This is a genomic window from Streptomyces sp. NPDC024555 (genome assembly GCF_055559335.1).
On record NZ_JBVHKV010000010.1, the window covers coordinates 248128 to 260098 of the forward strand.

General features: G+C 72.0%; 11 protein-coding genes and 2 pseudogenes. 2 read left to right on the forward strand and 11 right to left on the reverse strand.

Translation table 11 applies throughout. The features are described 5' to 3' along the window. Window positions 1–48 precede the first annotated feature (48 nt). On the forward strand, window positions 49–855 hold the full coding sequence (locus ACZ4FH_RS19440) for an alpha/beta fold hydrolase (RefSeq protein WP_467306104.1): 807 nt from the start codon (window positions 49–51) through the stop codon (window positions 853–855). A 929-nt stretch (window positions 856–1784) separates the two neighbouring features. Next, a complete protein-coding gene (locus tag ACZ4FH_RS19445) occupies window positions 1785–2225 on the forward strand; it encodes a VOC family protein (RefSeq protein ID WP_467306106.1) in 441 nt (146 codons plus the stop codon). On the opposite strand, the gene ACZ4FH_RS19450 is transcribed toward ACZ4FH_RS19445, so the two are convergent. The 11 genes and pseudogenes from ACZ4FH_RS19450 to ACZ4FH_RS19500 all read right to left on the reverse strand — a co-directional run bounded on the left by ACZ4FH_RS19450 (window position 2197) and on the right by ACZ4FH_RS19500 (window position 11881). Then, on the reverse strand, window positions 2197–2808 hold the full coding sequence (locus ACZ4FH_RS19450; RefSeq protein ID WP_467306108.1) for a DinB family protein: 612 nt from the start codon (window positions 2806–2808) through the stop codon (window positions 2197–2199). The two genes, ACZ4FH_RS19445 and ACZ4FH_RS19450, sit on opposite strands and share 29 nt — an antisense overlap. 89 nt (window positions 2809–2897) lie before the next feature. Further along, window positions 2898–3476 carry a GNAT family N-acetyltransferase gene (locus tag ACZ4FH_RS19455; RefSeq protein WP_467306110.1) on the reverse strand — a complete coding sequence of 193 codons (579 nt, stop codon included), beginning with the start codon at window positions 3474–3476 and terminating at the stop codon, window positions 2898–2900. Window positions 3477–3512: 36 nt separating this feature from the next. Further along, window positions 3513–4142, reverse strand: a complete 630-nt coding sequence (locus tag ACZ4FH_RS19460; RefSeq protein WP_467306111.1) for a hypothetical protein — start codon at window positions 4140–4142, stop codon at window positions 3513–3515. 75 nt (window positions 4143–4217) lie between these two features. After that, on the reverse strand, window positions 4218–4919 hold the full coding sequence (locus tag ACZ4FH_RS19465) for an urease accessory protein UreD (protein ID WP_467306112.1): 702 nt from the start codon (window positions 4917–4919) through the stop codon (window positions 4218–4220). An 83-nt stretch (window positions 4920–5002) separates the two neighbouring features. Then, a pseudogene (gene ureG, locus ACZ4FH_RS19470) lies at window positions 5003–5784 on the reverse strand (urease accessory protein UreG). Between the two features lie 101 nt (window positions 5785–5885). Beyond that, window positions 5886–6389 (reverse strand): annotated as a pseudogene (locus tag ACZ4FH_RS19475) (urease accessory protein UreF); the annotation flags it as partial. Window positions 6390–6397: 8 nt separating this feature from the next. Next, window positions 6398–8272, reverse strand: a complete 1875-nt coding sequence (ureC, locus tag ACZ4FH_RS19480; RefSeq protein ID WP_467306113.1) for an urease subunit alpha — start codon at window positions 8270–8272, stop codon at window positions 6398–6400. A gap of 33 nt (window positions 8273–8305) precedes the next feature. Continuing rightward, window positions 8306–8710 (reverse strand): urease subunit beta, encoded by a 405-nt coding sequence (locus ACZ4FH_RS19485; protein ID WP_467306115.1) that lies wholly within the window; start codon window positions 8708–8710, stop codon window positions 8306–8308. Window positions 8711–8916: 206 nt separating this feature from the next. Next, complete coding sequence (gene ureA, locus ACZ4FH_RS19490; protein WP_467306116.1) at window positions 8917–9303, reverse strand: urease subunit gamma; 387 nt, start codon at window positions 9301–9303, stop codon at window positions 8917–8919. A gap of 455 nt (window positions 9304–9758) precedes the next feature. Next, window positions 9759–10913, reverse strand: a complete 1155-nt coding sequence (locus tag ACZ4FH_RS19495; protein WP_467306117.1) for a hypothetical protein — start codon at window positions 10911–10913, stop codon at window positions 9759–9761. A gap of 62 nt (window positions 10914–10975) precedes the next feature. Further along, window positions 10976–11881 (reverse strand): LysR family transcriptional regulator, encoded by a 906-nt coding sequence (locus ACZ4FH_RS19500; RefSeq protein ID WP_467306119.1) that lies wholly within the window; start codon window positions 11879–11881, stop codon window positions 10976–10978. Window positions 11882–11971 lie beyond the last annotated feature (90 nt).

Here is an 11971-nt window from a genome sequence, read left to right on the forward strand (position 1 = left end):
GCCATGACCAAGCTAGCTTATATAAAGATGTTTAGTTACAGTGCCGTCATGCCCCTCACCACAGCGCACACCCGAACGGCCCCGCCCCTCGTCCCGGACGAGGCCGGGACCGGCCGGCCGGTCCTCGTCCTCCACGGCGGCGGAGGACCCGCCACGGTCGCCGGCCTCGCCCGGCACCTCTCGCGTACCACCCACACCCTCACCCCCGTGCACCCCGGCTGGGAGGGCACACCCCGCCCCGACACCCTCACGACCATCGGCGACCTCGCCCACGTGTACCTGAGCCTGCTGCGCGACCGCGGTCTGCGGGACGTCCTCGTGGTCGGCTCGTCGCTCGGAGGCTGGACGGCCGCCGAAATGGCCCTCCGGGACGAGGACGGCCTCATCACCGGACTCGTCCTGATCGACGCCGTCGGCATCCACGTCCCCGCGGAACCGGTCGTCGACTTCTTCGCCCTGGACGCCCGGGGCGTCGCGGAGCACTCCTGGTACGACCCGGACCGCTACTACCTCGACCCCGCCGACACCCCGGCCGGGGAGTCGGCACGCAGGCGGGCCAACATGGAGACCATGCGCGTCCTCGCCGGCGAGCCCGCCATGCAGGACCCGGCGCTGCGGGAACGCCTGGAACGCGTCGATGTCCCCGCCCTCGTCCTCTGGGGCGAGGCCGACCGTATCGTCACCCCCGCCTACGGAGCGGCGTACGCGAAGGCCTTCGGCGACGGGCGGTTCACGGTGGTGCCCGAGGCCGGCCACCTCCCGCAGATCGAACGGCCGGACGCCACCTTCGCCCTGATCGACGCCTTCCTGGACGAGACCGCCGGCCGCCCCGACGCCCCGGCCGCCAGGGGCTGACACGACCGGACACCCCTGCCGCGTCGGCGCGAGGTCCCCCACGGGGCGCGGCGAATCCGGCGTGACCGTGCGCAGCGGGGCCTCCGGCAGTCCCTGGCCGACCTGTGATCCCCAGGCTCCGGAGGCCCGCCGCGCGGCACGGTTCCGCGGTCAGCCGTCCGTGGTCAGCAATTGATGTACTGCATCGACAGGCTGGAGATGTACGTCCCCTTGGGCGAGCTGAGATTCACCGGCGAGGAGTCCCCCTTCGGCCCCGCCCAGTCGCTGTCCACATGACGTCCATTGCTGAGATGACCGCGTACGAACGGACACTTTCCGTCGGACTTGGTGTCCGTGACCGTTCCCTGGGCGGAGGTGTAGTTGTTGCACCACTTTCCGCTCGCGATTCCCTGCCCGGACGAAAGGCTCCAGTTCTCGGTGCAACTGGCGGCCGGTGCGGACGGACTGGCCGACGCGACCGGTACGAGCGAGAGAGCCCCGAAGAGTCCGAGAGAAGCGGTCCCCAGGGCCAGTTTTCTGCGCACAATCATTCACCTTCCCGTGCTTCGATTTCTCCGAAGGGTGCGGGTCCATGATTTATCGGCGAATTCCGGGGCCACCACGGTTGCTGCGAGAAATCACGCGGATCGGTGACAGCGTGCATCGGACGAGTGAGAAAGAAGCATGAAATCCACAGCCGGTGCCGTTCTTGCGCCGGGGCACGCGCCCCGCCGGAATCCCCGCCCCTGATTCCGGCGATCCCGCCTCTCCGGCCCGGGAGCGCCGTACGATCCCCTGCGCGCCGTCCCCCGCCGTCGAGGAGCATGGAGGCGAGCGGAGCCGCACACCGCGGCCGATGTCGAGAACGGACCGTCGGCTCCGTCCCGGAAGCATCGGCACCGCCGCCGGCCACCGCACGGCCGGCCGGAGACAACGAAGGGACCACCGTCATGGCGATTCAGCGGATGGACAACGTCGGCATCGTCGTCGAGGACCTGGACGCGGCCGTCGCGTTCTTCGAGGAACTCGGCCTGGAGCTGGAGGGCCGCGCGGACATCCGGGGCCCCTTCGCCGACCGGTGCACCGGCCTCGACGACGTGCACTGCGAGATCGCGATGGTCCGGACCCCCGACGGCCACAGCCGCCTCGAACTCGCGCAGTACCACAACCCCGCGCCCCTCGACATCGACCCGCGCGACCGCCCCCACAACATCCTGGGCACCCACCGCGTCATGTTCGCCGTGGACGACCTCGACGACACCCTCGCCCGTCTGCGCCCGCACGGCGCCGAACTCGTCGGCGAGATCGCCCGCTTCGAGGACAGCTACCTCCTCTGCTACCTCCGCGGCCCGAACGGCATCATCATCGGACTGGCGGAACAGCTGAACTGAGGCGCCCCGCCCCCGCAGCCCGTTCCGCGGCGTCCTCGATCTTCGCCCGGTGGGCCGCACGGGCTTCCTCGTCGATCCGCTGCTCCTGTTCGGGACGGAGCCCGGTGCGGCCGTCGAGGCCTTCGCGGAGGATGTCGGCGTGTCCGGTGTGGCGGACGGTCTCGCCGAGGACATGGACGAGGACGGCGAAGAGGTTCGTGTCGGAGTAGGGCTCCGGCCACCACGGCACATGGCCCACGGCGTCGAGGGGAAGCTCGTCGATGGTGGCGTCCGCGTGCTCCCACGTGCGGCGGCAGAACGCGATGATCTCTTCGCGGGTCTCGTCCTCGGCCGCCCAGTGGTCGCTGCCGTCGGAATCCTGCCAGGGGCACAGCGCCTCGGGGGACGGGCGGCCGAAGACCTCGCCGAAATACCGCGCCTCGACGGTCGCCACGTGCTTGACGAGGCCGAGGAGACTGGTCCCGGTCGCGGTCAGCGGCCGGCGCGCGTCGTACTCGGACAGGCCGTCGAGCTTCCAGAGCAGCGCCTCGCGGTCCCGGCGCAGCCGCCCGTGCAGGGTGCTCTTCGCGAATTCGTCGATCATGTGGCACGAGCCTGCCACGGGAAGCCCACGGCCTCAAGATCTCCCGGAGCATCCTCCGTAGTCGGCCCGAGGCGAGGAGGCGCCGCGCATCAGGGGCCCGGCGGCGTTTCGGACGACGGCGACCACTCCCGCCTGAGCAGCCCGAAGACCCAGGAGTCGGAGACCTCGCCGTCGACGACGCAGTCCTCCCGCAAGGTCCCTTCGCGGACGAAGCCGAGCTTCTCCAGGACGCGCGCGGACGCCGCGTTGCGCGTGTCCGTCTCGGCCTGCACGCGGTTGAGGTCCAGCGTGTCGAACGCCCATCGGAGAAGGGCGCGCGCCGCCTCCGTCGCATAGCCGTGGCCCCACGCCGCATCGGAGTAGCAGTAGCCGAGCGAGGCGCTGCGGTGGACGGGATTCCACCGGGCCACGGTGCACCAGCCGATGAACGCCCCGTCGGACGCGCGGTCCACGGCGAGCCGCGTTCCCGTGCCCTGCACCTCCATGTCCCGGCAGACCGCGATGAACCGCTCGGCACGCCCGCGGTCGCTCCACGTCGGCGAGTCCCAGTAGCGCAGCACATGGGCGTCGCTGTGAAGGGCGAACAGGGCGTCGGCGTCCGTGGGTTCGAAGGCACGGAGACGGAGGCGATCGGTGTGCAACGAGGGGGCGGGCAGTGAGGTCCCCATGGTCCCTTCCCGGTTAGGTCCTGTCGGGTGACGAGTTCATGAGATATCCCGGCCCGGCCCCCCGCAAGCAGGTTTCTCCGACCGCGAGGACTCCGGTGCCCGCCGCGCGGGCGTGGCGGAAGGAGCCGGCCCGTGCGGCGAGGTCGGGGTACGAGGGGGTGGCGCGGAGTCGACCCGCCGCGGCCCCGGCTGTCGGGCGGACCGGGCGACGCGCTTCCGTTCACCGCCCACGCGGACATCGGCCAGTTCGAACCCGTCCTCGTGGCACACGAGATGCTGGAACCGGCCCGACCCCGAATCGCGTACGTATCCGGCCCACCCCCGCGTGGTCGCGTAACGCAGCAGCCATTCCACGACCTCCATCATGATGCCGAAGTCGTCCTCGTGGACGCATGTCCGGACGGTCAGGGCCCAGGGCTCGCCCCCGTCCGCGTCCGGGCGCTCGACGGCGCGGACCAGCAGGGAGACGTCCGCCCCGTCGAACGCGTGGCTCGCCGTGCCCCCGTCGAAGGCCTGCCAGGGGCCGCCCCACGACTCCCAGTCGGCGGACACCGGCTCCGCCGGTCTGTCCCCCTGCCCCAGCAGCCACCGCAGTTCCGCCAGCACCGGTCCGGGCAGGCCGGGAACCAGGTCCACCGCCAGGAACAGGTCGTAGTAGTCGCTCACGTCACCGACCCTAGACCGGGCCTCCGACAACGCACCCCGGCGCCCGTTCACCCGGGCCGGCGGGGCGAGCAGGCATCACGCGGGACAACTCGCCCCGTGCGCCGACCCGATGAGACCGCCGTCGCGGTGGACGCGCATCGCCTCCGCGCTCCAGGCCGCGAACGTGGGATCGCACAAGCGGTCACGGAACCGGCCGATCCCGATCCAGCGCAGAACGGAACCGGCCCGGTCCAGACGGAAGAACGTCTCGCCGGGCCCGGTGGTGCCGGCCACCGGCACCCCGGCCGGTTCGGGCGACCACCCCAGCGCGGTCACCGTGTCCATGGACCGCAGGCCTCCGAGGACGCCAGGCATCGTGCGCACCCGCCGGGTCAGCTCCAGGTGCTCCACCTGCACCGGCCCGGTGTCGTCGGTCGCGGTGAGGGACAGGGTCAGGTCACCGCCCGTCTGCCCGGCCCGCCCCAGGACGATCTTCTCCTGCATCAGGACCCTGCCCGTGCCGTGCAACCGGATCCGGGTGTCGCGATGGGTGGCGATCCCGTCGGAGACCACGAACGGCCTGCCCGCCCAGGTGAGCAGCGCACCGTCGCCCACCGTCGCGTCGACCGACCAGGACGACGGCGCGTCACCCTCGTACGCGACCGTGCCGGTCGTCTCCACCACGTCGAGCCACGCGCCGGGAGCGACGTCCACCTCGATGCGGACGGAGTCGCCGGACAGCAGCAGCGCCTGCGTGGCGAGCAGGCCCACACGGGCGCCGCGCGCGTCCTGGTCCATGATCCGTACGGTGAGATGCCCGGACGTCCGGCGGACGCGGCAGCGGCTGCCCGTGGGAGTGACGCCCAGACGGGTCGGTCCGGTCACGCGCGCTGTCCCGCGTGCGCGGCGGAGGCGCCGTCGGGTGCGTGCGTGGTGCCGTCGGCATGGACGTGCGGGGCCATCGGGCCGGGGTCGACGGGGGTGTGCGCACCGGAGCGGTAGTGGGCGAGGGTGGCGCGGACCCAGTCGGTGAGCAGCCGGACGGACGCCTCGTCGTGCCGGGACAGCGCGACGACCGGAGCACCCTGCCGTGCCTCGCGGCCCTCACGCGTCATGCGCTCCACGTCCACGCCCACGTGAACGCCCAGATCGGTCTTGTTGATCACGAGCAGATCGGCGCGTGCGATGCCGGGGCCTCCCTTGCGGACGACGTCTCCGCCGCCGGCGACGTCCAGGACGAACACCTGGGCGTCCACCAGCGCGGGGGAGAAGGTCGCGGTGAGGTTGTCGCCGCCGGACTCGATGACGACCAGATCCAGCGGGCCGAAGTCGGACTCCAGGTCCTCGGCCGCCAGCAGATTGGCCGTCACGTCGTCACGGATCGCCGTGTGGGGGCACGCCCCCGTCTCCACCGGGCGGATCCGCTCGGGGTCCAGCACCCCGGCGCTCCTGAGGAAACGGGCGTCCTCGTCGGTGTAGATGTCGTTCGTGATGACGCCCAGGCTCAGCTCCCCGGCGAGCGCCCGGCACAGCGTCGCGATGAGTGAACTCTTCCCGGTGCCGACGGGACCGGCGACGCCCAGGCGCAGGGCACGGGTGGGGGCGGTGGCGTTCTCAGGCACGGAAGAGCCTCTCTGTGGTGGTGTCGTGGGTCTCGGCCCAGCGTTCGACGAGGGGAGCGCCGTGGGCGGGGATCTGTTCCGGGCGGCGCAGACCGGCGACCCGTCCGGCCATCTCCTCGATGTCCGGAAGGAGGTCGCTCAACCACACCGCGACGGCCAGCGGGTCCTGCGGTTCGAGCTTGAGCAGGGCCGACGTGACGGTCTGGGCGTCGTCGTAGCCGACGAGACGGGCCACGTCGGCCGGGTCCATGCCGGTGCGGTGCGCGAGCAGACCGAGGACGACGGGGCGCGACCAGGTCCGTGCGCGGTCGTCGACGGGGCCGGGCCGGAGCGCCTGCAGCACTCGCAGGCAGCCGCGCCCGAGCCGCCGCCCGTTCGCCCGCAGCGCCGGGCTGGGGGTACGGGCGGCCCAGGCGGCCTCGACCGCGGCCAGATCGCCGCCGTCCGCCGCGACCGCCCGCGCGACGACGGCGGTGCCCGCCTCGACGAGGGTGACGGTCCGCAGCCGCGCGCGCAGATACGCGGGCACCTCGGCGGGCGACGTTCCGGCCCGCAGCGCGGGCTCCAGCCCGGCGGACTGGGTATGCCCCCCGGAGGGGAGCCGGGCGTCGCCCAGGAGGGCGAGAAGGAGCGGGGATGTGCTCACCGGGCGCCTCAGAAGAGCAGGTACCGCTGGGTGAGCGGCAGGCTCTTCGGCGGTTTCGGCTGGTCGAGATACCAGTAGCCGCTGAGGCTCTTGTGGCGGTTGAGCCCGTGCCCCGCCGCCGGGTCGACCCCGGGAATCTCCACCGCGATCTTGAACGTGCTCGGGTCGATGTCGATGCCGAACCGCCCGTCGTTGAAGACCATGTCCGCCTTCCCGACGTCCTTGACCGGTTTCGCGCCCCGCAGCTCGCGCCGCAGACCGAGTGTGTCCCGCAACGAGCCCTTGAACACTCCCGTGCCCCTCACCTCCTCGTACGGGTCCATGTCGGCGGGCGGGTCGAGCACCTTCTCCGAGACGAACGTGTACGAGAGCCGGCACGCGATCGCGTCGGCCATCGCGGGCCGCAGGAAGGTCGGCTGAGGGGTCGACACCGAACCGTTGGGATCACCGAGGTTCCCGACGACCATGGCACCGCCCTTGATGACCACCTCGGGCCGGACGGCGAAGAACCGCGGGTCCCACAGCACGAGATCGGCCAGCTTGCCCGGCTGCACCGAACCGACGTACGCGTCGATGCCGTGCGCGAGGGCCGGGTTGATCGTGTACTTGGCCACGTACCGCAGCGCGCGGGCGTTGTCCCCCGGCCCCCGGTCGGGCCCGTAGAAGAACCCGGCGTCCTTGAACACCTGATGGCTCCACTCCTTCATGACGTGGGCCACCTGCCAGGTACGGGTCACGACCTCCCCGATCCGCCCCATGGCCTGCGCGTCGGAGGAGGTGATGGAGATGGCGCCCATGTCGTGCAGCACGTCCTCGGCGAACATGGTCGTGGAGCGGATCCGGGAGTCGGCGAACGCCTGGTCGTTCCGGTTGCTCAGATCGAGGTGGTGCGCGGAGGCCAGCATGTCGATGTGCTCGGCGACCGTGTTCACGGTGTACGGCAGCGTCGGATTCGTCGACGCGGGCAGGACGTTCGGCTCCGCGGCCACCTTCAGGATGTCCGGGGCGTGCCCGCCACCGGCGCCCTCGGCGTGGAAGACGTGGACACCGCGCCCGTCGATCGCGTCGAGGGTGGTCTCGACGAAGCCCGCCTCGTTCAGCGAGTCGGCGTGCAGGGTGACCTGCAGACCCCACTTCTCGCCGGCCCGCAGCGCGGCGTCCAGCGCTGCCGGGGTGGCCCCCCAGTCCTCATGGATCTTGTAGCCCCCGGCTCCCGCGAGCGCCTGCTCGTCCAGGGCGGCCTCGCTGACGGTGTTGCCCTTGGCCAGCAGCATCACGTTGACCGGCAGATCGTCGAAGCTGCGGTGCAGGTTCACCAGATGCTGCGGGCCGGGCGTCACCGTGGTCGCCTTGGACCCCTCCGAGGGGCCCACACCGCCGCCGATCAGCGTGGTGGTTCCGGTGGAGAGGGCCTCCCTCACGGCCGACGGCGAGATGTAGTGCACATGCGTGTCGACGGCTCCGGCGGTGAGGATCCGGCCCTCGCCGGAGATCACGTCCGTGGAGGGGCCGATCTCCAGCCCCGGTGTGACCCCGTCCATGACGTCGCTGTTCCCGGCCTTGCCGATCGCGACGACCTTTCCGCCCCTGATCCCCACGTCCGCGCGGACGACGGAACGGCCGTCCCCGCGCTCCAGCGCGGGCCCGGCATCGAGAACGACCACATTGGTGATCACGGTGTCGGGGGCACCCTCCGTGCTCGTGGTCGTCCCCTGGAGCATCGACTCGCGGACGGTCTTCCCGCCGCCGAAGATCGCCTCGTCGCCCCCGAAGGTCAGGTCCTCGGTGACCTCGATCCAGAGGCCGGTGTCGCCCAGGCGGACCTGGTCGCCCACGGTCGGGCCGTAGGACTTCGCGTACTGCGCGCGCGTGATGTGCGCCATTGCATTCCTCCAGCTGGATGTACGGGTGCCCGGTCAGCCGAGAGCGACGTCGTCGTCCGGCTTGCCCTTGCGCAGGCCCGGGACACGCCGCCGTCCACCGATCGGCACGACCTCGATCGCCTCGCTGGGCGCGTTCTCGGGGCTGAACCGCATCGAGTCCCCCGGAGCGATGTCCAGACGGCACCCCCAAGGGGCCGTCCCCGGAGTCTTCGAGCGGTCGTACGCCAGCGCACGGGCGGCGGCGATCTGCTCGGACCGCACCCGCCGGGGATCGGTCAGCACCGCCTCGGCCTCGGTGGCGGCCTCCGGATCGGTGAAGAACAGCAGGTCCTCGTTGACATCGGCGAGATGGAAGTGCGAGCCGATCTGGATGTCGCGGTCACCCACGTTGACCACATACACCACGGCCTTCCCGCTCCCCGCGTTGAGCACGTGCACGCCCTCCGGATCCCTGACCCACACCCCTCCCACCGGGTACCGGCGGACGTCGCCCGCCCGGTCCGGGTCCAGTGCGGACGGTGGGCCGGGTTCGGGCCTCTGACAGGGGTCGTCCGCGCAACAGGGGCACGGGGGCGGGCACGCGGCCGGCGCGGAGCCCGTCGGCTTCGGGGCGGGCGGCTGGAAGTACGGCATGGGCTTCGACCTCAGCGAATGGGAGCGGGCAGCGGAACGGGCCTCGGCGCGCGGATCGGTTCGTACAGGGTGACGAGCTTGCGTCCGTCGGGGAACGTCGCCTCGACCTGGAGGACGTCGAGCATCTCGGCCACGCCGTCCATGACGTCCTCGGTCGTCAGCACGCTCTCGCCCTCGCCCTGCGTATCGCCCTTCCGCTCCTCCAGCGGGACCCCGGCGTCGCTCATCATCCGGTCGACGGTGTAGTTGCCCGCCCGCGCCTCCTCGATGACCCAGCAGCTGATGTAGGCCACCGCCTCGGGGTAGTTGAGCTTGATCCCGCGTTCCTTGCGATAACTGGCCAGCATCCCGGCCACGCTCAGCAGCAGCTTCTCCTGCTCCGAGGGAATCAGATGCATCCGTACTCCTCTGCGACGGTGAGGGCGCCCCCTGCCCCCGGAACGACCAACGGCACCGTCTGCCCCGGCCACCCTCGCCCGCCCCGGCCGAACCACCCGCGCCGCAGTCGATCATGATGCGGAGAACGGCCCCGCCACCGCATCACCACACCCGGAACCCCGAACGGATGCCGAGGCGAGCGTGTGACCGAAATCGGGGGCGCCCCGCGTGTCGGCGGGGCACAGCGACCCCGCGCATCCCCGGCGACGAACACCGCCTGCCGAGGACGCGCCCACCTCCCCTTCGACGACGCGTACGGCATCTTCACCGGGGACCGGCCACCAAGCGCCGCTTCGCCTCCCCGACCCGGGACGACGCACGCCGGTGCGTGGTGCGCCGGGACCCGGGGCGGGGAGCGGTGGACGGCGGAGCCTCCGCATCAGGGACCGGCACGGAACGGCCCGGCGGATACGAGTCAGGAACGCTCCCGCCACGTATACGGCCGCACGCTCCCCGTATCGACATCCGCATCGGGCCAGCGTCGGCGCAGCTCCACGGCGGTGGACCGGCACCAGCCCGCCAGATCGGGCAGGACGCCGTAGGTCTCGGCCGTCCGGGCCCCCGCGTCCAGCAGCAGCACCAGCTGGGCGCGGGAGGCGTCGCCCGGCCGGCGGGCGTCCCGCCGCCCCACCTCACCGGCGCGGACGGCCACCCAGATCATGGCGGCACTCGCGAGCCCGAAGCCGAACCGGCCGTCGTCCCGCGCCTCCGGAACGGCACGGGCCAGCGCGCTCCGGAAAGCGGCCAGCTGCCGCGGCCCCGACACCGCCATCCAGTAGGGACCCGGCACGCAGAAGACGGCCGCGGCCGTCAGCGCGTGCCGGAACCCCGCGCCTTCGAAGTCGACGAATCGACCGCCGCCCTCGCCGGAGGTCCCCCGTCCCTGTCCGCCTCCGTCGGGCGGGGTGAGGTAGTTGTGCGCCTCGGGATCGCCGTTGGTCAGGGCCAGGAACGGTCCGGGACCGGCGAGTTCGGCCCCGGCCAGCCGAAGATCGCGTACGGCGGCCGTTGGCATTGGCACACCGAACCCCGCGACGTGTTCGGCGGTGGTGCGCCAGGCGCCCGTCCAGGCGTGCTCGCCGTCGCGGAGCGCCCGCGGCGGGCTTCCCAGCGCGGTGCGGCGTGCGGCGAACCATTCGCCGCGGCCGACGGAGGCGGCGGCGAGCGTGCCCGCGGCGGTGGCGAAGCCGGTGAGACGGTCGTCCAGCTCCGGGGTGAGACCGTCGCGGCGCAGCAGCTCGGAGAGTGCGACCCGGGGGCCGAGGTCCTCCAACACCAGCATCCGGCCGTCGGACGAGGCGGCGAGCAGCCGGGGCGCGCACCCGGCGAGCCCCGGCTCTCCGCCGATCAGCTCCAGCGCCGCCCGTTCACAGCGCATCAGTTCCGCGGCCGAGCGCAGCCCGTACCCCTCGGGGCGTAAGCGCTTGACGATACGGGTGCGGCCGTCGGCGAGCGTCGCGCGCAGCACCCACGCACGCCCGTCCAACGCCTCCAGCCGCACGACGGGCGTACCCAGCAGCGCCCGGGTCTCGGCGGACACGGCGGCGAGGGATTCCCCGGGGGAGGCCATCGGGGGATCATCGCACGCCGCCGGCAGCCGCAGCGGCCACGGACCGGCGCGGCCGAAGAGCGTTACGCCCGGGGGGACTCCATGGTCCGGGCGATCTCGCGGATCGTACGGCCGAAGACCTCGATCGCCCGGGTCCCGCCGTCGGAACGCCACATCAGCCCGTAGCCGAGGGGAGTGTCCTCCTTCACCGGGACGTAGGAGACGCCGGGCCGGCCGTGGTACAGGGCGATGTGAGCCCCCGCCAGCAGGACGCCCTTGCCGCCGGCGACGAGCGTCAGCGCCTCCTGGAGGTTGGTGACGGACGGGCCCTGCCCGATCGGCCGGCCGCTCGGTGTGTGCGTCGGCAGATGATGCTCCATCCAGTACTCCGGGATGTCACCCGCGATGGTCAGCACCGGCATACCGGCCAGATCCTCCAGCGTCACCGCGGCCTGCCCGGCGAGCGGATGCCGGGACGCCACCGCGAGCACCCTTCCCTCGGCAAGGAGCGTGGGACCGCGCGTCAGATCCGCCTCGTGCACGGGGAAGTCGGTCAGCTGGACGTCGAACTCGCCGTTGCGCAGCATCCCGTACGGGTCGGCGAGCGGCACCTCGCACACCTCGACCGCGAGTTCCGGATGGCTCGAACTCAGCCGCTCGGTCGCCCTCATCACCATCTCCCCGGCGAGCGGTGTGGAGAATCCGACGTGGAGGACCCCCTCGATGCCCCGTGCCGAGGCGACCGCCCTGGCCAGCGCGTTCTCGATGCCGCGGTAGTGCGGTTCGAGGTCGTCGCGGAGACGGCGGCCCAGGGGCGTGAGGGCCACCCGCCGGCTCGTACGCGTGAACAGGGGCGCGCCGACCCGGCGCTCCAGCTTCTGCACCAGCTGACTCACCCGGGCACGGGACAGATGCAGCCGGGCGGCCGTATGCCCGAAGTGAAGCTCCTCGGCCAGGACGAGAAAGCATTCGATTTCGCTCTGGTCCACAGACGTCTCCGGATGGCGCGCGGCAATGGATCGGATCGGTAACTCCGGCTGAACGAACGTTGCGATGACCGCTGTTGTTCCCGTGCCCGC

Coding starts and splice junctions, on each gene's coding strand:
- ureA (WP_467306116.1), bottom strand. CDS start 9,303: ATGCATCTGATTCCCTCGGAGCAGGAGAAGCTGCTGCTGAGCGTGGCC.
- ACZ4FH_RS19445 (WP_467306106.1), top strand. CDS start 1,785: ATGGCGATTCAGCGGATGGACAACGTCGGCATCGTCGTCGAGGACCTG.
- ACZ4FH_RS19495 (WP_467306117.1), bottom strand. CDS start 10,913: ATGGCCTCCCCCGGGGAATCCCTCGCCGCCGTGTCCGCCGAGACCCGG.
- ACZ4FH_RS19440 (WP_467306104.1), top strand. CDS start 49: ATGCCCCTCACCACAGCGCACACCCGAACGGCCCCGCCCCTCGTCCCG.
- ACZ4FH_RS19465 (WP_467306112.1), bottom strand. CDS start 4,919: ATGGACCAGGACGCGCGCGGCGCCCGTGTGGGCCTGCTCGCCACGCAG.
- ureC (WP_467306113.1), bottom strand. CDS start 8,272: ATGGCGCACATCACGCGCGCGCAGTACGCGAAGTCCTACGGCCCGACC.
- ACZ4FH_RS19455 (WP_467306110.1), bottom strand. CDS start 3,476: ATGGGGACCTCACTGCCCGCCCCCTCGTTGCACACCGATCGCCTCCGT.
- ACZ4FH_RS19450 (WP_467306108.1), bottom strand. CDS start 2,808: ATGATCGACGAATTCGCGAAGAGCACCCTGCACGGGCGGCTGCGCCGG.